We start from the raw sequence: 20,040 nt of genomic DNA on the forward strand, positions 1-20,040 counted from the left end.
GATCGCCACCCCCGCAGCCGACCTGGTCCACGGCCCCGGAACCGTCCTTGGTGCGGGCCCTCGTGACCGTCCTTGGTGCGGGACCGCGTGACCGTCCTCGGTGGCGGACCGCGCGACCGTCCTTGCTGCTGGACCGCGCCCACCGTCCTCGGCCCCGGGCCGTTGCACCGCGTCACCGGGACCGCCTCTCGTGCCGTGCCCCTCTTCGGCCCGCACGGCGACCGGGACGGCGTCGGCGCCGCGAGCCTCGGCATCCCGCCGGGCCGACCCGGCCCGGCCCGCGGGCACGCGGAGCGGCCCCGGCGGAAGGCTCCTCGCCTCCCGCCGGGGCCGCCCGGGGCCGCCCGGTGCTGCCGGTGCCCTCGGTGCCGTGTCGCCGGTTACGGCTTCTCGGCCTCGTGCAGGGCGCTCACCTCCTCGCCGGTGAGGGCCTTGTCGTAGGCGTGGACCTCGTCGACGGAACCGTTCCAGAAGTCGGTGGCCGAGCCGCCCCACTGGGCGCGGCCCACGGTCAGGCCCCCGGTGCTCTGGTAGGCCGGGCCGGCGGTGGCGGTCGCCGCCAGGTCGCCGTCGACGTAGAGGCGGATCTCGTTGCTCGCGGCGTCCTTCACTCCGACCAGGTGGTACCAGCGGCCCGTCTCGGGGGTGGTCTCCAGCCGGGCACGCTGCTCACCGGGGGTGCTGAAGGCGAAGGCGCCCTGGCCGTACTGGAGGTAGAACGGGCTGGCCTGGCGCCGGGTGTCCTGACTGACCGCGGTCGCGTAGTTGCCGGGCAGCGCGTCGAGCGTCACCCACGCGGAGACCGAGTAGCTGCCGGTGGTGTCGAGCACCGGTCCGTCGGTCTCGGCGGCCTGGTCCCGGCCGTCGAACTTCAGCGCGCTGCCGCTGACGCCGCCGGTCCAGGTGGTGCCGCCGGTGAGCGTCAGGGGCTTCGCGTTCGGGCCCGAGTCCTTCGCGGTGGTGCCGGCGCCCTCGTCGAGGGACCAGGAGCCGCCGCCCTTCAGGTCGCCCTCCCGGCCGGCCGCGGCACCGGCCGCGATGACCTTGCGGTTGATCTCACGGACGGGGGCCGGATCGACCTTGATCTCCCGACGGTCGTACGTGTAGAGGCCGTTGAGCTCGTTCTCCAGGTCGGTGATCTGCGTGTACACCGATCCGGACAGTTCGGCGCCGGCCTGGTCGAGGTAGTACTTCTCGGTGTTCTCGACGTACTTGCGGGTCAGCGCCGCCTTGTCGGCGACACCGCTGTAGATCACGGTCGGCGCGCCCGGCCACATGTGCCCGGGGGTGCGCAGCGTGAAGCCGCCGTGCTCACCGTCCATCGCGGCCCGCTGCTCGTCCGGCCAGGCCGGGTCGGTGTTGTTGTAGTCGTGGTGGTCGACGATGTCGCCCTTGCCGGAGTCGCCCTTCGAGTTGCAGCAGTTCACACCGCTGTGGGCGTTGACGATCCGGGACGGGTCGGCGGCCTTCACCGACTCGGCGATCCGGCCGGTCTCCTCACGGTTCCACTCGCCCCAGCCCTCGTTGAAGACGATCCAGCCGATCACCGAGGGGGAGTTGTGGTGCTGGCGCATCATCTCCCTGCCCTGGTCGACGAAGGCACGCTGACCGGAGGTGTTGGTGATGTTGCCGGACACGAAGTCCTGCCAGACCAGCAGGCCGAGCCGGTCCGCGTGGTAGAACCAGCGCGGGGACTCCACCTTGATGTGCTTGCGCACGGCGTTGAAGCCCAGCTCCTTGTGTGCCTTCAGGTCGAAGGCGAGGGCCTCGTCGCTCGGCGCGGTGTACAGACCGTCGGGCCAGAAGCCCTGGTCGAGGGTGGCCAGCGAGAAGATCGGCTCACCGTTGAGCACGAGCTTCTGGTAGCCCCCGACGTTCTCGACGCCGATCTCGCGCATGCCGAAGTAGCTGCCGATGCGGTCCGTGGACCGCCCGTCCGTGAGCTTGACGTCCAGGTCGTACAGGTAGGGGTCGTCCGGGCTCCACAGGTGCTGTTTCGCCACCGGCAGACGCAACTCCTCGTTGGCCGGCCCGCTGACCCTGCCGACGACCCTGCCGTGCTCGTCGCGGGCGACGGCCTCGACGCGTGCCCCCGCGGACGCCTTGCCAGACCGGACGTTCACCGCGAGGGTGCCGGAGTCGATGTCGGGCGTGGTGACGACGTTGTCGATGGCCGCCTCGGCGACGGGCTCCATCCACACCGTCTGCCAGATGCCCGAGCTCTGGGTGTAGAAGATGCCGCCCGGGTTGGTGGACTGCTTGCCCATCGGCTGGTTCGCGCCACCGGTGTCGGTGACCGCGACCACGACCTCCTGCCGGCCCTTGCTCTTCAGGGCGTCCGTGATGTCGGCGCTGAACGCGTTGTAGCCGCCGGTGTGTTCGGCGACCTTCTGGCCGTTCACCCACACCGTGGCCTGGTAGTCGACGGCGCCGAAGTTGAGCTTCAGCCGGTTGTCGCGCCCACTCTTGCCGACCTTCCAGCTCTTGGGAACGTCGATGAGTTTGCGGTAGAACATGTGGTCCTCGTGGCGCTCCAGACCGGAGAGCTGCGACTCCACCGGGAACGGCACGATGATCTTCTCGTCGAGGTTCTTGCCGAAGACGGGCTGCTCGCCCGCGTCGGCACCGCTGAACTGCCAGGGGCCGTTGAGGTTCTTCCACCGGGAGCGGACCTGCTGCGGGCGCGGGTACTCCGGCAGCGGGTGCTTCTCGTCCAGTCTGTCGCCCCACTTGGTGGTGAGGCGGTGCTGGGAGTCGTTCTGTGCCCAGCGGACGATCTTCGGGACGGTCTCGCCGCCGGAGGTCAGGTTGCCGGCCCCGTCGTAGGTGAGTTTGACCTGCTGGTTCTTCTGGATCGGCTCCGACAGCGTGATCAGCAGGGAGTTGCGGTCGCCGCGGGCGGTGGAGACCGACTTGACCGGCATCGGCGTCGTGTCGGACTCGACGACGAGGTGCTTGGCCAGTGCCTTCAGGTCACCGCCGACCCTGCCCTCGAAGCGGGCCCGCACCTGCCGCCCGTCCTTGGTGACGGAGGGCTCCACCGGGTAGACCTCGAAGCCGTCCGGCGGGGTGAACGCCGACTGGGGCACGACCTGCTTGGCCAGCGTGGGTGTCGACCAGCGCAGGAACATGTTGGCGCCGCCGGTGTCCTGGAACATCTCCAGGCGGAAGTCGTGCTGCTCGCCCGCGGTCAGACGGACCGGCGCGCTCGTCTGCTCGTTGTCCCAGTCCCCCTCCCAGTGGTCGATGACCGCTTCGCCGTCGATGAAGAGCCGGAAACCGTTGTCGCCGGAGGCGTAGAACGTGTAGTCGCCGGTGGCGGGAGCCTCGATACTGCCCGTCCAGCGCGCGGTGGTGTGCTCCGTCCTCCCGGTGAGCTCCTGGAACGTGCTGGTCAGCCCGGAGAAGTTGATCTGCGGGTCGAGCAGGGTGCCGCCGAGCTCGGCGAAGTCCCGCGCGCCCGGGGCCGACATGCTGTAGTACTCGCCCTTCAGGCCGTGCACCTCGACGGCGGCCCGGTCGCTGGACGAGGCGGAGGGTGTCCTCGCGGCCGGTTCCGCGGCCGACGCGACGGATGTCAGGGCACTGGAGGGCAGAACGAGGGCCGCCGCCGTCAGCAGTGCCCACACTCTGGTCTGGGGGAGGGTGCGTTGTCTTGTCATCGAACCTTCTCGCACAGGGGGACTGGACCGGGACCGCTGGAGGAGGACGTCGGGCGAACTGCTGCCGCCCAAAGGGCAGTAGAACTCCCGACACTCCGAAAGAAGCACCTCTTCCAACGTTGGAAATCCCGCGACAAGGCGAATGACAACACGCTCCCCGGCGACTGTCCAGACCTCGCGCACGCGTCGCTCCGCGCGAGCCGCGACCCGACGCCGGCGTGTGCGGGTGTGAGGGGAGCCGGTGCCGCCGGCGAACAGGTGATGGTTCATGCGCGATCAAGTCGCAAAGAGGTGCTGATTATTGGGAGTCCGAGAGTGTTTTCGTTCGAGTCTGCTCTGCCCCAGCAAGGCGAGACGTATCGTCTTGCCAACGCGGTCGCCGTGGCGTACCGTCCTCCACATGGGTTCCCTGTGAGATCACCGGCGCCGACGGCGTAGAGCACCGCTCCGCCGTCGCCGCGCCTCGCCGTGCAGCCATCCACCCCTGATCCGGCCGGGACGAAACACACCGGCCAGGAGGTAGTCGACCTTGCACACCTCACAACTCACCCTCGACCACGTCACCAAGCACTACGCCGGCCGCACCGTCCTGGACCAGGTCTGCTTCACGCTGAAGCCGGGCGAGAAGGCCGGGCTGATCGGTGACAACGGCGCCGGCAAGTCCACGCTCCTCAGGATCGTCGCCGGTCAGGAGCGCCCCGACAGCGGTGAGGCGACCGTGACCGCCGCCGGCGGTATCGGCTGCCTGCCGCAGACCATCCCCCTGCCCCCGACCGCCACCGTCCAGGACGCCGTCGACCTGGCCCTCGCGGACCTGCGTGCTCTGGAGGCGGAGCTGCGCCGTGCCGAGCAGACGCTCGGTGACGGAGAGGACCCGGCGGTGCTCGCCGCGTACGCCGCCCTCCTCGCTCGCTACGAGGCCCGGGGCGGCTACGACGCCGACCACCGGGTGGACATCGCGCTGTACCACCTCGGCCTGCCCGGGCTCGGCCGTGAACGCCCACTCGGCACCCTCTCCGGAGGCGAACGCTCCCGTCTCGCCCTGGCCGGCGTCCTCGCCGGCCGCCCGGAGGTCCTGCTGCTCGACGAGCCGACGAACGACCTGGACGACCAGGCCGTGGAATGGCTGGAGGCACAACTGCGGGCGCACCGCGGCACGGTGCTCGCGGTCACCCACGACCGCGTTTTCCTGGAGCGCCTGACCAGCACGGTCCTCGAGGTCGAGGCGGGACGGGTCACCCGCTACGGCGACGGATACACCGGCTACCGCACGGCGAAGGCGGCGGAGCGCAGCCGCAGGCTGCGGGAGTACGAGGAGTGGCGCTGCGAGCTCGCTCGCAACGAGCGGCTGGCCACCGGGCACGCGGCCCGCCTCGGCGCCATCCCGCGCAAGGCGTCGCTGGCCAACTTCGGACACGGCGGCTTCCGGGCCCGGGGCCGGGCGCACGGCGCGATGGCCCGCATCCGCAACGCCCGCGAGCGGGTCGACCGGCTCACCGGGAACCCGGTGGCACCGCCCCCGGACCCGCTCGTCTTCACGGCGCGCACGGAAACTTCGGGGGACGACGCGACGGGCACCGGGAGCGCTTCCGATGCGCTGCCGGCCGTTTCGGAGGAGCTGCCCGCCGTGCAGCTGTCGGACGTGCGGGTGGACGACCGCCTCCGCCTGGGCTCCCTCGCCCTCGCCCGCCGCGGCCGGCTGCTCGTCACAGGCCCCAACGGCGCCGGCAAGACGACGCTGCTCAAGCTGCTCGCCGGTGAACTGCGGCCGGACGAGGGCTCGGTGCGGGTACCGGGCCGGGTGGGGCATCTGCGCCAGGACGAGACGCAGTGGCCACCGGACCTGACGGTGACCGAGGCCTTCGGGCTCGGCCGCGTGGGCTCGGCCGACGAACACGCCGATGCCCTGCTCGCCCTCGGCCTCTTCCGTCCGGCGGAGCTGCGCCGGCGTATGGGCGAGCTGTCGTACGGCCAGCGCCGCCGGTTGGACCTGGCTCGACTGGTCTCGGAGCCCGCCGACCTTCTGCTGCTGGACGAGCCGACGAACCATCTGTCTCCCGCGTTGGTCGAGGAGTTGGAGGAGGCGCTGACCGGATACGCGGGAGCGATCGTTCTGGTCACACACGATCGCGCACTGCGGAAGCGGTTCCAGGGACGGCGTCTGGAACTGCCGGAGACCGCCCCTTCGGGAACGGGGGCACCGACAGGTGCCCGGCTCGGGTCGCCTGCCGCCGGCCCGGGGCGTGCTCTTCGCCGAGTCGGTTGCTGCACCCACTGAACAGGAGGTGGCGGAAGCCCCACCGCTTCACAGGGTTCCGGGGCACTCGGCCCGGGCGTGGCCGGCATCGTGATCCCCCGCGTCGCGGACCAGGAGAGCGATCTGGACCCGGTTCTCGAGGGCCAGCTTGGCGAACAGGCTGCCCGTGTGTGCCTTGACCGTCGCGACGGTGATGCGCAGCCGCTCGGCGATCTGCTGGTTGTTGAGTCCGTCCGCGACGGCCCGGGCGGTCTCCCGCTCCCGCTCGGTCAGCCGGGACAGCCGCTCGCGCGCGGCCTCGCGGGACCGGTCGCGCAGGTGCGCGGATTCCGGTCCCGTGGCGGCGGCGATCACTCGTGCCGTGGCCGTCGGCGACAGCACCGGGTTTCCGTCCGCGACGGTCCGCACCGCGTCGAGGATGCGTGAGGGCGGGGTGTCCTTGAGGACGAAACCGAGCGCCCCTGCGCGCAGCGCCCCGAGCACCAGGTCGTCGGAGTCGAAGGTGGTCAGCATCAGCACCCGTGGCGGTGCCGGACGGGTGAGCAGTTCCCGGGTCGTGTCCAGACCGTCCCGGCCCGGCATCCGTACGTCCATCAGCACCACGTCGGGCCGCTGCTCCTCCACCACCCCGACGGCGGCGTTCCCGTCGGCCGCCTCCGCCACGACGGTCAGGTCCGGTTCACCGTCGATGACCAGCCGCAGCGCCATGCGCACCAGTTGCTCGTCGTCGACGATGACGATCCGTACGGGATCCCGTCGGCCTTCCATTCATGCGCCCCTTTCGTGGCGGTGGGCGGGACCGTCCCGCCAGGGCAGTCGCGCGGTGAGCAGGTACCCGCCGTCGGGGGTGGGGCGGTGGCCGAGCTCACCGCCGGCGACGGTGACCCGTTCGCCGAGGCCCAGCAGCCCGAAGCCGGAGGCCGGGGGCCGAGCGGTACGTACGGGCGCCGGCCCGTTGTGGACGCCGATGTCGAGGTTCCCGCCCGCGGCACCCCCGAGGGTGACCCGCACGGCAGCGCCGGGGGCGTGCTTGGCGGCGTTCGTCAGGGCCTCCTGGACGATCCGGTAGCAGGTCCGTCCGACGCCGTCGGGCGGGGCCGCGGTCACGGTGCTGGTGAGGCTGACGTCGAGACCCGAGGCGCGGGCGTCGGCCACCAGGTCGGGAACACGGTCCAGGGAGGGCTGCGGAGGTTCCGGCCGGCCGGGATCGGCGCGGAGCACGCCGAGGACCTCCCGCAGCTCCTCCAGTGCCTGGTGGGCCCCCTCGGCGATGCCGCGGACCAGGACGCGGTTCTCCTCGGCCGCCAGGTCGCCGCGGTGGTCGAGGACCCCGGCCTGCATGGCGACCAGGGAGATGCGGTGCGCGAGCACGTCGTGCATCTCGCGGGCGATACGGTTGCGTTCCAGGGCCCGGGCCTGCGCAGCCCGCGCGCTCTGCTCCCGTTCCGCGCTCTCCGCCCGTTCGCGCAGGGACCGTACCTCGGCCCGCCGTGCCCCGACCGCCATGCCGGCGGCCACCGCGATCCCCGCGGTCAGCGCCGGCACCGCGATCTGGACCCACCACAACGCGTCGGGCGAACTCGGCACCGGGTAGATCCAGACGGCGAGCTGCGACGCCGTCACGTAGGCCAGGACGACGGCCCCGAGCTCCGCCGGACGGCGGCGGGTGGCGACCGAGCACAGCGCCAGCAGCGCGGCGCCCGTGGCGAGCGCCGACACGGTCGAGGCGACGGTGACCGTCAGGGCGACCGCGAGGGGCCACCGCCGTCGCCACCGGAGCACCGTCAGGCAGCCCACAGCCACCAGGGGATCGCCGACGAGGACCCAGGGGCCCGGGTCGCCGGACCGGCTCCGCAGCAGCGCGAGGGTCGAGAGCCAGACAGGCAGGCTCACCACCGCGGCCACCACCAGCCGCCATGCGTGCTGCCGCGCTCCGAGCCGCGGCACAACGTCCGTGTTCACCGGGCCATTGTCGCCACCCCGTGCGACCGGCGGATCAGACCGAGGACGGATACGCCTTGGACCCAGGTCCAACCGGTGCCTCTCCCCGGGTCGTAGGCGGAGCCGGTCCGCCGGTCGGATGTGGCGGCCGCCCCTGGTGAACAGACTTGGTCACGTGCCAGAGCAAGCCCCCACTGGAGGACCCCCATGCGCAGAAGCCTGTCCCTCGCCCTCACCGCCGTCGCGTTGACGGTGACCGCACTGCCGGCCTCGGCGGCGCCGTCGGCGGCCACGACGCAGCCGCCGGGGGGCACCCTCCAGTGGGGGCCGTGCCCCGAAGGTGCCTCGGCGCCGCGCCTGCGGTGCTCGACCCTCGAAGTCCCGCTGGACTACCGCGATCCGGACGGCCGCAAGATAGAGATCGCCGTCTCCCGGCTGGCGAGTGAGAAGCCGTCGCAGCGGCGCGGCGTCCTGCTGACCAACCCGGGCGGCCCCGGCGGCCCGGGCCTTGCCTATCCGGCCGTCCTCGCCGCTTCGGGGCTGCCGCGGAAGGTGCTGGACTCCTACGACATCATCGGCTTCGACCCGCGCGGTGTCGGCCGCAGCACGCCGGTGACCTGCGACCTGACGCGGGAGCAGCAGTGGCGCGGCAACTTCCCGCCGTACGCGCACACCGCGGCCGACGTCGCCCGGGAGGCCCGGCCCGCGCGGAAGATCGCCGAGCAGTGCGCCAGTTCGCGGACCGCGTGGATGCTGCCGCACACGACCACCGCCAACACGGCACGCGACATGGACCGCATCCGGACGGCGCTGGGCGAGCCGAAGGTGTCGTATCTCGGAGCCTCCTACGGCAGTTACCTGGGCGCGGTCTACGCGACACTCTTCCCGCGGCGCGGTGACCGGATCGTGCTCGACAGCAACATGGGGCCCGGCGGCTACGACATCACGGCCATGCGGCTGTTCGCCCGAGGGATGGAAGACCGCTTCCCGGACTTCGCCGCCTTCGCCGCGGCGCATCCCGAATACGGTCTGGGCCGCACGCCGAAGCAGGTCACCGCCAAGTTCTTCGAGCTCGCCGAGCGGCTGGACGCGCATCCGGTCCAGAACGTCGACGGGGCCGCGTTCCGCGGCTATACCTTCGAACGTCTCTACGCCGACGCCCTGATGCCCGAGCTCGCCGAGTTCTGGCAGGCGGTCGACACGGGCGGTGCGCTGCCGCTGCCGGAGCTGCCCGCGAACCTGGAGAACCTCCTGGCCGCGCGTTTCGCCGTGGTCTGCGGTGACTCGCGCTGGCCGGGGACGGTCCGTGAGTACCAGCGCAACGTCGCCGTGGACCGGCGCGCATACCCGATGCTCGGCGGCTCCACGGCGAGCATCAACCCCTGCGCGTTCTGGCCCCGGGAGCGGACCGAGCCACCGGTGCGCATCACCGGCCGGGGCCCGTCGAACGTGCTGATGCTTCAGAACGAGCGCGACCCGGGCACGCCGCTGGCCGGCGCACGGGAGCTGCGCCGGGCCTTCGGCGGGAGGGCCACGATGGTGACGGCCGACCAGGGCGGCCACGGCGTCTATCCGTACGGCCGCAACACGTGCGCCAACGATGCGGCGACCGGGTTCCTCACCACCGGGGAACGACCCGCGCGGGACCTCGCCTGCGCGGCGCAACCGGGCGAGTGAACGGAACCCGGCACCACCACGCCACTCAGGCGTCTGTGAACAGCGGGTCGTAAGGAGTGCTCGTACGGCGGGCCGACATGAAGGAGACGAAGTCGCCCACGAAGGCGCTCCTGCCGTAGGTCCCGTCGCCGGTGTCGAGGTCGCGGTGGAAGGCGGTGCGGAAGAGGGCCCGGTACTCGTCCGCGTCGATGGTGCCGTTGCCGTCCGCGTCGGCCGCGTCGAACAGGACCTCGGCGACGCGGATCAGCGCGGGCCCGGCGAGGGAGGGCACGGCGGCGGCGTACTCGTCGGCGCTGACGCGGCCGTCGCCGTCTGTGTCGAGGGCCTCCTGGAGTTCGCGCCACCAGGCGGCGAAGGCGTCGTAGAGCCGGGTCTCCTCGGGCTCTTCCAGATCCAGGCGCGTGGACAGCTCCCGGGCCATGGCCGCGAGGTCCGGCCAGTCGAGGTGGCCGTCGCCGGTCTGGTCGAGAACCTGGCGGAAGAACTCCCGCGCCGGGCGCCGCCCCTCGTGATCGCTTCCGGGCTCCGGGTCCGGACCGGGGGTGCCGCCCGGCGGGGTGATCAGGCGCAGCAGGGCCGAGGCCCGTTTCATGCGGCCGCGCAGGGCGGTCATGGTCCCGGCGGCGGGGTCGTCGGCCGCGGGAGAGCGCGTCAGCAGTTCGATGAGGTTCTCCGCGTCGAGCCAGCCCTCGGGCAGGAAGCGAGCCAGCCCGGCGGCAAGGTAGGCGCCCCGCATGACGGTCTGGGCACCGGGCATCTCCGGCAGGCCGGCCCGGCGTCGATACGCCTCCGGGAGGGAGGCGACGGTGATCGCGCCGAAGAGAGGTCCGGCGACGGCCCGGCCCGCCGCCCACACGGTCGGCGCACCGTCGAGCAGTGCCGGGGCCGGCAAGTGGTCGAAGAGCCGGTACAGGATGATGCGGGCCGCCTCGGTGTTCTCCAGCTCGTCCTCGACGACTCGGTCGAAGTAGCCCCAGAAGTCCTGGAGGCGCCGGGGGAGTTCCCCGGCGTCACCGTCGAGGGCGGCGAGGTACGCGCGGTACTCGGCGTACATCCGTTCCATCGTGTCCTGCTCGAGAGGCTGCCCGCTGAGCCGGCACATCGTGACGGCGCTCTCGAACAGGGTGGCGACCACCCAGGCGCGAGTGGCGCGGTCCATCGCGTCGTAGGGCCGGCCGCGGGAGTCCGTGCCGCTCATGCGCGCGTGCAGCCGATTGAGCCGGGCGGCCTCACGCTCGCGTACCGCGGGGTCTCCGCTGTACATGCGCCGCATGCTGAGGAGGGTGTTGCGCAGCCGGCGCCAGGGGTGGGCGACGAAGGTGGAGTTGTCGGCGAGGGCCGCACCGATCTGCGGGTGGGCGGCCTCCAGCACGGTCGCGCGGATGATGGCGAGGGCCCAGCGCGGGTCGTCGAAGAAGGCGTGGAACTGTGAACCCGGCCCGAACAGGGGCGGTTCGTCGTCGGGACGCTCGGTGTCCGTACGGCTCGTGTCGGTCGTCATCGTGGGTCTCCGTTGGTCCGGGTCGGCAGGCTGCCGAAGCGGCGGTCGCGGCACCGGTAGGTGCGCAGGCAGGCCAGGAAGTCGGGGGCTCGGAAGTCCGGCCAGAGCACTTCGGGGAACGTCCACTCGGCGTAAGCGACCTTCCAGAGCATGAAGTTGGAGATGCGCTGCTCGCCCGAAGTGCGGATGGCCAGGTCCACGTCCGGGGTGTCGGGAAAGGGCAGGTGCTGGGCGAAGAGGTGCTCGGTCACCTCGCCCGCGGGCGTTCCGTTCCGGATGAGTGACCGGGCGGCCTCGACGATGTCCCTGCGCCCGCCGTGGTCGAAGGCCACGGTCAGCGTCATGCCCCGATTGCCGTCGGTCAACGTCGTCAGGTCGTCGAAGTCGCGGGCCAGTTCGCGGGGGATGCGCGGATCGGTCGCCCCGAGGAATCGGCAGCGGATGCCGCGTGCCAGCAGGAGCGGCGCGTGCTTGCGCACCACCCGTCGGACGAGGCGCATGAGGTAGTCGACTTCCGCGCCGGGCCGGTTCCAGTTCTCGGTGGAGAAGGCGTACAGGGTGAGCCACTCGACACCCGCGGACCGGGCCGTCTCGATGATCTCGATGACGGTGGCCTCGGCGGCGCGGTGACCCGCCGTGCGCGGCAGAGAACGCCGCTGCGCCCAGCGGCCGTTCCCGTCCATCACGCAGGCCACGTGCCTGGGCACCGCGCGCGTGCCGGCCCCGGTGCCTCGACCGGCCGGCCCGTCGCTCCGCCCGTCGCGGTCCACCGTGTCCGGTGCCACCCCACCCGGAGCCGTACGTCCGGTAGCGCCGTACTCGTTCACGCCCCACCCCGCCTCGCCCACGCCCCCACCGGCGCGTTCCCTACCGGGATCTTGGCAGCGGCACGTGCCCCGGCAGGCGGATCTGGGAAGTCGTCACCCTTGGTTCATGCGTCCGAGTCGACGTCACCGCCGTATCCCCCCCGCCCACAGCGGAGGCGGGGGCGCTCGCTCAGTCGATGCAGAACTCGTTGCCCTCGATGTCCAGCATCGGAATGCACGCGTCGTTGCCGTCGTACAGGGTTCGCACGTGTACCGCGCCGAGCGGAACCAGCCGGGCCCGTTCGGCGTCGAGTGCGGCCAGGCGCTCGGCGCCCACGAGGCCGGTGCCCACCCGCACGTCGAGATGCACCCGGTTCTTGGCGGCCTTTCCCTCGGGGACCCGCTGGAAGAACAGTCGCGGGCCGACGCCCGTGGGGTCGGCGCACGCGAACCACGCACCGCGCCGCTCGGGCGGCTGCGCACTCCAGTAGTCGTCCCAGGTGCCGAATCCTTCCGGAGGCGGTGGCACGACATACCCCAGGACCTCGCACCAGAAGCGGGCCAGGCGCTCGGGTTCCGCGCAGTCGAAGGTGATTTGGAACTTCCTGATCGTCGGCATCGACGCACCCTACCGACATGACATCCGGAAGCCGCACCGGGCTCCGCGGCGACTTCCTGCGATGCGAGGGAGGCCCGGGCGCTTCAGCCGAGGTGTTTCAACGTGAACTCGTTGCCGTCCGGGTCGAACATGAACGCCCGGCCGTGGGTCTCCTCACCGGCGGCGTGGGACGCGCCGAGGGCGAGCAGGCGGTCGGTCTCCGCGGCGAAGTCGGCCCCGGCGTCGAGCGCGAGCTCGAGATGGATCCGGTTGGTGCCGGACTTCGGTGCCACCGGGGGGCCGCCCCAGGTGATCTTCGTGCCGCCGGCGGGGGACTGGATCGCGGTCTCCTGGTCATGGTCCCAGACCAGCGGCCACCGCAGCGCCTCACTCCAGAAGTAGCCGACCTCCTGCGTGCCGTCGCAAGCCAGTGCTCCGACGGCTCCCGTACCGGCGAGGAAGGCGTTGCCGGCCGGGATGACGCAGAACTCGTTCCCGTCCGGGTCGGCGAGCACCACGTGTCCCTCCTCGGGAAGCTGGCCCACGTCGATGTGGCTGGCGCCCAGTTCCAGGGCCCTGGCCACCGTCCGCCGCTGACCCTCCGGGGACACGCTCGTGAGGTCGAAGTGAGCCCGGCTCTGGGCGGTCTTCGGTACCGCGCCCGGCAGGAAGCGAATACGGTACCCGGCGCCGTCCGGGGGCAGAACCGCGATGCCGTCGTCCGGACCGGCGGCGGGCTCCCAGCCCAGTACCCCGGACCAGAAGCGGGCCATTCCCGCCGGCATGGCGGTGTTGAAGCAGATTGCGGAGAGTCGACTGCTCATAGGCCGCGCACCCTCGATCCATGACGTGCGTGATCCGGAACGTCTCCGGTCCACGCAAGGCCCATGCGGCGGCACACGCGCGCGCCCCATGCACGCAGCGTAGGGGCGGCCCCGCCGAGGCCGCATCCGAATTCCCGCGCGGGAGACGGCACCGCCCGACGCGGCGGCCGACTATGTGCGCGGGTCGTCCGGCGCGGTGGCGGCAGGCGGATGGAAGCAGGCGACGACTGTCTTGCCGTAGGGGCAAGGACGCGCTTCCCAGCTGTCGGCCAGGGCATCGACGAGGAGGATGCCCCGCCCGCCGAGGCGTTCGGCGCTCGGCGTGCGGGTGGTGGGGAGGTCGGTGGAGGCATCGTGGACCGCGACGTGCAGGCAGCGCGTGTCCCAGGTCATCACGAGCTGGGCGTTGCTGTGGGCGTGGACATGGGCGTTGGTGACCAGTTCCGACACCGTCAGGAGTACCGCGTCGACCGTCTCGGGGGCGCTGTCCGTCCAGCCGAGCGCCCTCAGCCGCTCGCGGGACCAGTCCCTCGCCGCCTTCACGTCCCCGCTCATCGGAAGGGACCGCGCCCAACCCACAGCCCTGACCGACGACTCGTCCACCTGCACGCACCTTCCGTGATCCGGATTCCCGTCCCCTGCAGTCGCGTGTACCCCCTGGGGCGGTGTCGACTCGCGGACCGGCGTCGGTGCCACGCCCGTGGACCGGGGCCGGTTCGTCACCCGGGCCGGTCACGGCGCGGCTACCGCAGCCAGATCCAGACTGTCGCGTGCAGGCCCGCAGCAGCCGCCAGTACGACCGACAGCCAACTCGCGTGCCGTCTGAGCAGGACGCGGCGCAGCTGGAGATAGCGTCCTTCGTACTCCTGGCGCAGCTCTCCGGCGCGTGCCACGGTCGCGCCGAGCATGGCGCGCGTCAGGGTCAGCCGATGGTCGACGTAGTGCCGCGTGAAGTCCTCGGCCTGGGCCGTGGTCATCCAGGGCATCCGGTCGCACAGGGCCCGCGCTTCGCCGCAGGCTTCGTCGTAGTGGGCCCGAGCCCGCAGATAGCCCTCCGCCTGCGTGGCGACGGCCGAGGCGTCGCCGAGGGGCGGGCGCCGACTGCCGGTCATGACCGTTCGCCTTCGTGGCCCGCCGCGTCGATGGCGTCGCGCCGGCCGGTGTTCTGCTTCTGGTCCAAGGAGGTGAGGTCGAAGTGGTGCAGGTCGAAGGCGGGCGACTCCGAGCGGATACGGGGCAGGGTGCAGAAGTTGTGCCGCGGCGGCGGGCAGGAGGTCGCCCACTCCAGCGAACGGCCGTAGCCCCACGGGTCGTCCACGTCGACGGTTTTGCCGTACTTGGCCGTCCTCCACACGTTGTAGAGGAACGGCAGCATGGACATGCCGAGCAGGAACGAGCTGATCGACGAGATCGTGTTCAGGGCGGTGAAGCCGTCCGACGCGAGGTAGTCGGCGTAGCGGCGCGGCATGCCCTCGGCGCCCAGCCAGTGCTGGACGAGGAAGGTGCCGTGGAAGCCCACGAACAGCGTCCAGAACGTCATCTTGCCCAGACGCTCGTCCAGCATCTTGCCGGTGAACTTCGGCCACCAGAAGTGGAAGCCGGCGAACATCGCGAACACCACGGTGCCGAACACCACGTAGTGGAAGTGCGCCACCACGAAGTACGAGTCCGAGACGTGGAAGTCCAGCGGCGGTGAAGCCAGCAGCACCCCGGTCAGGCCACCGAAGAGGAAGGTGACGAGGAAGCCGGTGGCCCACAGCATCGGTGTCTCGAAGCTGAGCGACCCCTTCAGCATCGTCCCGGCCCAGTTGAAGAACTTCACACCGGTCGGGACCGCGATCAGGAACGACATGAACGAGAAGAACGGGAGCAGCACGCCCCCGGTCACGAACATGTGGTGGGCCCACACCGTCACCGACAGACCCGCGATCGCGATCGTCGCGCCCACCAGGCCCATGTAGCCGAAGATCGGCTTGCGGGAGAAGACCGGGATGATCTCTGTGACGATGCCGAAGAACGGCAGCGCGATGATGTACACCTCCGGATGCCCGAAGAACCAGAACAGGTGCTGCCACAGCAACGCCCCGCCGTTGGACGAGTCGAAGATGTGGGCCCCGAACTTGCGGTCGGCCTCCAGCGCGAACAGGGCCGCGGCCAGCACCGGGAACGCGAACAGGACCAGTACGGCGGTCAGCAGCACGTTCCAGGTGAAGATCGGCATGCGGAACATGGTCATGCCGGGCGCGCGCATGCAGACGATCGTGGTGATGAAGTTGACCGATCCGAGGATGGTGCCGAAGCCGGAGAAGGCCAGCCCCATGATCCACAGGTCGCCGCCGATACCCGGCGAGTGCTCCGCGTTGGACAGCGGCGAGTAGGCGAACCAGCCGAAGTCGGCCGCGCCCTGCGGCGTCAGGAACCCGCCCACCGCGATGATCGAGCCGAACAGGTACAGCCAGTAGGCGAACATGTTGAGGCGCGGGAAGGCGACGTCCGGCGCGCCGATCTGCAGCGGCATGATCCAGTTCGTGAAACCCGCGAACAGCGGCGTCGCGAACATCAGCAGCATGATCGTGCCGTGCATCGTGAACGCCTGGTTGAACTGCTCGTTCGACACGATCTGCAGGCCGGGCCGGGCCAGTTCGGCGCGCATGACCAGTGCCATCACGCCGCCGACGAGGAAGAACGCGAACGACGTCACCAGATACAGCGTGCCGATCGTCTTGTGGTCCGTGGTCGTGAGCCACTTGATCACTGCGTTGCCGGGCGTCTGGCGCAGAAGAGGCAGTTCGTCCGCGTAATGGTCGCCGGCTGCCGGCCTGTGAGGCCCCTCGACGGTCGTCACAGCGCGCATTCCTCCCGATACTCTGCGGTGATTACGGGGGGCATTCTCGTCTCGCGAAGCGCGTCGCGACGCCGAAGGCAAATGACACGCGGGCCGATCCGTACTCCTTGCACTCGAACGGGCCAGCGCCCCGAGGAGCCGGGGCGGTCGGCGGGCAGGTGCGGGACCGTCGCTGAGCGGCCCGGTCCCGCACGACGCGTTCTACACCCGGTCCGCCGCGATCAGGATGTACTGGAAGGAGCCGTCACGATAGGACTCGATGAACGCGTCCTCGATGCCGGTGACCAGCGAGGACTCGGCCCGCAGCTCCCAGTAGGGCAGTGTCTCGGGGGTGAGGTCGACGATGGTGTGCGGCACCAGCCGGTTGTCGGCCATGGCCCGCAGGTACTCGCGCCGGCTGTGGATGTTGCACTCGAAGTGGGCGTTGATCTGGGAGACCCACTTCGACGGCTGGCCGTAACGGGGGTTCCAGCAACCGGTGATCGTCACATACCTGCCACCCACCCTCAGGAAGCGGGAGTGCTCGGCGAACAGGTCGTGCAGGTCGACGTACATGGTCGACTCGTTGTTCCAGGAGGCCGCGACACTGCCCTTGTCGAAGGGCGTGTCGAGCATGTTGCACACTCGGGAGCGCACGCGGTCCTCGATGCGCAGCTCCCGCGCACGCGTGTTGCCGAAGTCGGCCTGGGTGGAGGACAGGGTGATGCCCTCCACCCGGCAGCCGAACCGGCGGTGGGCCATGACCATGGAACCGCCGCGCCCGCAGCCCGCGTCGACGAGGGTGTCGTCGGGACGGATGGGACCGAGGTGGTCCAGGAGGAATTCCGCCTGCGCCGACTCCAGCCGGTGCAACTCCGCGACGAGCCTCGTCTCGTACTCGCCGTGTGCCGGGTCGCCGAGCGCGGCGCGGTCCACGGCGCCGATGCCGTAGTGGTGGTGGTACAGCCCGTCGACGTCGCCGAGGCGCAGGTTCACCGGCCGGGCCTCGCTGTTCCAGTACCGGGCGATGTCCTCCTGGTACGGCGTCGCCGGGGCCGGGATCTTCGCGGTGGCGATGGGCGTCGTTTCAGTCGTCACAGAGATGTCCGTTCCTTACCAGAAGTCGGGCAGGCCGTATCGGTAGGTGTTGGTGCGGTGCCAGTCGTGGTTGCCGTCGACCCACGTGGCCACGCCCTTGAGGAAGCGCAGTACCGGGGGCAGGGGGCAGGCCTCCGCGAGTTCTGCCGCGGCGGCCTCGAACGCGTGCTGGAGTTCGTTGTGGATCTCGATGGCCTTGAGGTACGCGTCGCGATCGGAGAGCTGCTCGCGTTCCGCGATCACCACGGGCAGGTTGAGATGCCGGCCCGGGCTCTTGAGCTCCTTGGTGTACGAGTACAGGTCGTTGACGATGGTGGTCGCGTTGCCGGCCAGTGCGATGACCCGTTGCATGTCCGGCCGGGCGTGCAGGTCCGCGGGCAGTTCGTAGCCGCCGACGGTGTCCGTGATCGTGGGGCAGGGGCGGAAGTTGTTGAACTGCCGCATCGCCAGGTACTCCCACACCTCCGGGACGTGACCGGTCTGCGCCCAGGCGGCCTCGGCCAGGTAGCCCATGTGCAGCCGTGCCATGTCGTGCCGGTAGCGGTCGGTCTGGGAGGGGCCGGCCGCGCGGACGAAGTAGTCCATCGCGCTGCGGTACGCCCGTCGCGGGGCGTCCGAAGCCAGCGATTCCCGCCACGGTGGCGCGTACTCCGCGGTGGTGTGGAAGGGGTCGATCGCGGTGTGTGCGAGCAGGAGACGACCGCCGAGGCCGACGGGTGACCCGCCGTGGTCCTCGCAGTAGCAGTCGTCCACCGCGTTCTCGGCGACCATCAGCCGCGTCGCGAGCATCAGGTGGTCGACGGTGGGGGCGTCGGGGTGGCAGCCCACCATGTAGCGGCCGACGGAGAAGCCGTCGAACTGACCCTCCCATTCCTCGGGGTAGAGCTGGACCTCTTCCTCGGCCCAGAGCTTGATCCGGCGGCTCACCTCCTCGACGCGCACGGGGTCGGGTTCCGGGACCGGGTGGTAGTACAGACCGGGCACCGCACGGCCCTCGGCGGGCGCGGCGGAGGCCGGCGCGCCGGTGTCCGGAGGTGCGGGTCTGAGTCCGCCGGGCAGGGCGACCGAGGCCGTGCCCGGCCCGGTCGGGCCGCGCAGGATCCGCTGGAGCGCGGAGCCGTCCGCGGGCGTGTGGTCCGGCTTCCCGTCGGGGGAGACGGGTGCGGCGCTCGGCGCCGGGCCGGGGGTCGTGACCGGCGGGTGCAGCGCTGCCAGGAAGCCCGAGTCGGGCATGGGCGGCTCCTTGTCGCGGTGGGGTGGTGGCACCGTTGAGTGCATGACGTGCCGTCGCAGGGACCGGCGGTGCGCGGCGTTCAGCTCGGGTGGGGAGCGACCTGCACGTTCTCCATCACGCCGAGAGCGTCCGGCAGGAGCACCGCGGCGGAGTAGTAGGCGCTGACGAGGTAGGAAATGACCGCCTGTTCGTTGACACCCATGAACCGCACGGAGAGCCCCGGCTCGTACTCGTCCACCAGACCCGTCTGCCGCAGGCCGATGACGCCCTGGTTCTTCTCGCCGGTACGCATCGCGATGATGGAACTGGTCTGTTCCCTGCTGATCGGGATCTTGTTGCAGGGCAGGATGGGGACCCCGCGCCAGGCGGGAACCGACTGCCCACCGAGGTCGACGTGTTCCGGGTAGAGCCCGTCGGCGCTGAAGCCGCGCCCGACGGCGGCGATGGTACGGGGGTGCGCGAGGAAGAGTTTGGTGCCGCGGCGACGACAGAGCAGATCGTCCATGTCGTCCGGGGTCGGGAGACCCGACCTGGGCTGGATGCGCTGCTTGAAGTCGGCATTGGGCAGCAGCCCGAACGCGCGGTTGTTGATCAGCTCGTGTTCCTGGCGCTCGCGCAGGGCTTCGACGGTGAGCCTGAGTTGCTCCTCGCTCTGGTCCATCGGGCCGTTGTAGAGGTCGGCGACCCGGGTGTGGATCCGCAGAACGGTCTGTGCCACGGAGAGTTCGTACTCGCGCGGCGCCAGTTCGTAGTCGACGAAGGTACTGGGCAGCCCGGCCTCGCCGACATGGCCGGCCGACATGGCGATCTCCGCCTCACCATGCTTGTTCTGCCCCAGCCGTGCGCGGGAGCGGAACGCGTCGAGGTGGTCCTGGAGACGCGGGGCGGAGGCGAGCACCGCCGCGAAGTCGGCGCGGGAGAGGGTGAGGAGGGTGCCGGCGGTCTCGGCGGTGACCGTGCAGTCGTGCCGGGCCCCGGAGTCCACCAGCGCGTCCGCACCGAAGTGGTCGCCGTCCGCCAGTACCGCGACGGTGATCCGGCCGCCGTACTTGCCCTCGGACGTCTTGCTCACCCGGCCGTGGGCGATCAGGTGAACCGCGTCGGAAGGCGCTCCGCGTTCGGCCACGACCTCGCCCGCCGCGAAGTCGCGTTGCGCGCAGCGGCCGGCGAGCGCGGTCAGGACCTCCGTGTCGTCGAATCCGCGCAGGACAGAGAGTTCGGCGAGCTCGCTCGGGATCACCCGGACCGCGGCGCCCTCCTGGACGAACTCGACGCGCCCGTCGCCGAGGGTGTGGCGCAGCCGCCGGTTGACCCGGTAGGAACCCCCCTCCGCCTCGACCCAGGGCAGCATGCGCAGCAGCCAGCGGGAGGTGATCTCCTGCATCTGCGGGGCGGACTTGGTGGTGGTGGCGAGGTTGCGGGCCGCGGCGGTGCTCAGCGACTGCTGAGGCGCCACGGGCGTGGGCTGGGTTTCCGGGATGCTGTCGACGGACATTGAGTGGCGTTCTCCTTGCACGACGAGTCGTCCGGCGCACACGGCCGCGCCGACCGGGAGAAGGGGAGGAGTGGGCAACGAAGGGGACGGATCACGGCAATCCGTCCACTCGCAGAAGCTAGT

General features: G+C 71.0%; 15 protein-coding genes. 2 read left to right on the forward strand and 13 right to left on the reverse strand.

Annotated elements, in window-relative coordinates; genetic code table 11:
- Positions 1-380: 380 nt before the first annotated feature.
- Positions 381-3,662 carry a LamG-like jellyroll fold domain-containing protein gene (locus Sco07f_RS31985; protein ID WP_108989860.1) on the reverse strand — a complete coding sequence of 1,094 codons (3,282 nt, stop codon included), beginning with the start codon at positions 3,660-3,662 and terminating at the stop codon, positions 381-383.
- A 529-nt stretch (positions 3,663-4,191) separates the two neighbouring features.
- Here Sco07f_RS31985 and Sco07f_RS31995 point away from each other — a divergent pair.
- Positions 4,192-5,940, forward strand: a complete 1,749-nt coding sequence (locus Sco07f_RS31995) for a TlrC/CarA/OleB/SrmB family ABC-F type ribosomal protection protein (protein ID WP_108989861.1) — start codon at positions 4,192-4,194, stop codon at positions 5,938-5,940.
- 27 nt (positions 5,941-5,967) lie between these two features.
- On the opposite strand, the gene Sco07f_RS32000 is transcribed toward Sco07f_RS31995, so the two are convergent.
- Complete coding sequence (locus Sco07f_RS32000) at positions 5,968-6,687, reverse strand: response regulator (RefSeq protein ID WP_087792555.1); 720 nt, start codon at positions 6,685-6,687, stop codon at positions 5,968-5,970.
- A complete protein-coding gene (locus Sco07f_RS32005; protein ID WP_108989862.1) occupies positions 6,688-7,881 on the reverse strand; it encodes a sensor histidine kinase in 1,194 nt (397 codons plus the stop codon).
- A 186-nt stretch (positions 7,882-8,067) separates the two neighbouring features.
- Here Sco07f_RS32005 and Sco07f_RS32010 point away from each other — a divergent pair, with 186 nt between their 5' ends.
- Positions 8,068-9,537 carry an alpha/beta hydrolase gene (locus tag Sco07f_RS32010; RefSeq protein WP_108989863.1) on the forward strand — a complete coding sequence of 490 codons (1,470 nt, stop codon included), beginning with the start codon at positions 8,068-8,070 and terminating at the stop codon, positions 9,535-9,537.
- 25 nt (positions 9,538-9,562) lie between these two features.
- On the opposite strand, the gene Sco07f_RS32015 is transcribed toward Sco07f_RS32010, so the two are convergent.
- The 10 genes from Sco07f_RS32015 to Sco07f_RS32060 form a co-directional block, all read right to left on the reverse strand.
- Positions 9,563-11,038 carry an oxygenase MpaB family protein gene (locus Sco07f_RS32015; RefSeq protein ID WP_108989864.1) on the reverse strand — a complete coding sequence of 492 codons (1,476 nt, stop codon included), beginning with the start codon at positions 11,036-11,038 and terminating at the stop codon, positions 9,563-9,565.
- On the reverse strand, positions 11,035-11,745 hold the full coding sequence (gene uppS, locus Sco07f_RS32020; protein ID WP_256975290.1) for a polyprenyl diphosphate synthase: 711 nt from the start codon (positions 11,743-11,745) through the stop codon (positions 11,035-11,037). The genes Sco07f_RS32015 and uppS overlap by 4 nt, the downstream gene beginning before the upstream one ends.
- 289 nt (positions 11,746-12,034) lie before the next feature.
- Complete coding sequence (locus tag Sco07f_RS32025) at positions 12,035-12,463, reverse strand: VOC family protein (RefSeq protein ID WP_108989866.1); 429 nt, start codon at positions 12,461-12,463, stop codon at positions 12,035-12,037.
- Between the two features lie 83 nt (positions 12,464-12,546).
- The gene (locus tag Sco07f_RS32030) at positions 12,547-13,266 is read right to left on the reverse strand and encodes a VOC family protein (protein WP_108989867.1); all 720 of its coding nucleotides are present in this window, start codon (positions 13,264-13,266) and stop codon (positions 12,547-12,549) included.
- Positions 13,267-13,437: 171 nt separating this feature from the next.
- Entirely contained in the window at positions 13,438-13,821 is a 384-nt protein-coding gene (locus Sco07f_RS32035; protein WP_007446262.1) for an ATP-binding protein, read from the reverse strand.
- Positions 13,822-14,009: 188 nt separating this feature from the next.
- Entirely contained in the window at positions 14,010-14,378 is a 369-nt protein-coding gene (locus Sco07f_RS32040) for a hypothetical protein (protein ID WP_087792561.1), read from the reverse strand.
- Positions 14,375-16,111, reverse strand: coding sequence for an aa3-type cytochrome oxidase subunit I (gene ctaD / locus Sco07f_RS32045; protein WP_244942174.1), 1,737 nt, complete (start codon positions 16,109-16,111; stop codon positions 14,375-14,377). The genes Sco07f_RS32040 and ctaD overlap by 4 nt, the downstream gene beginning before the upstream one ends.
- A 201-nt stretch (positions 16,112-16,312) precedes the next feature.
- The gene (locus Sco07f_RS32050) at positions 16,313-17,188 is read right to left on the reverse strand and encodes a geranyl diphosphate 2-C-methyltransferase (RefSeq protein ID WP_007446259.1); all 876 of its coding nucleotides are present in this window, start codon (positions 17,186-17,188) and stop codon (positions 16,313-16,315) included.
- A gap of 15 nt (positions 17,189-17,203) precedes the next feature.
- Positions 17,204-18,466, reverse strand: coding sequence for a 2-methylisoborneol synthase (gene tcp / locus Sco07f_RS32055; RefSeq protein WP_108989869.1), 1,263 nt, complete (start codon positions 18,464-18,466; stop codon positions 17,204-17,206).
- Between the two features lie 35 nt (positions 18,467-18,501).
- Positions 18,502-19,917 (reverse strand): family 2B encapsulin nanocompartment shell protein, encoded by a 1,416-nt coding sequence (locus Sco07f_RS32060; protein ID WP_108989870.1) that lies wholly within the window; start codon positions 19,915-19,917, stop codon positions 18,502-18,504.
- Positions 19,918-20,040 lie beyond the last annotated feature (123 nt).

The sequence above is a fragment of the Streptomyces coelicoflavus genome, from assembly GCF_003112555.1.
Lineage (GTDB): Bacteria > Actinomycetota > Actinomycetes > Streptomycetales > Streptomycetaceae > Streptomyces > Streptomyces coelicoflavus.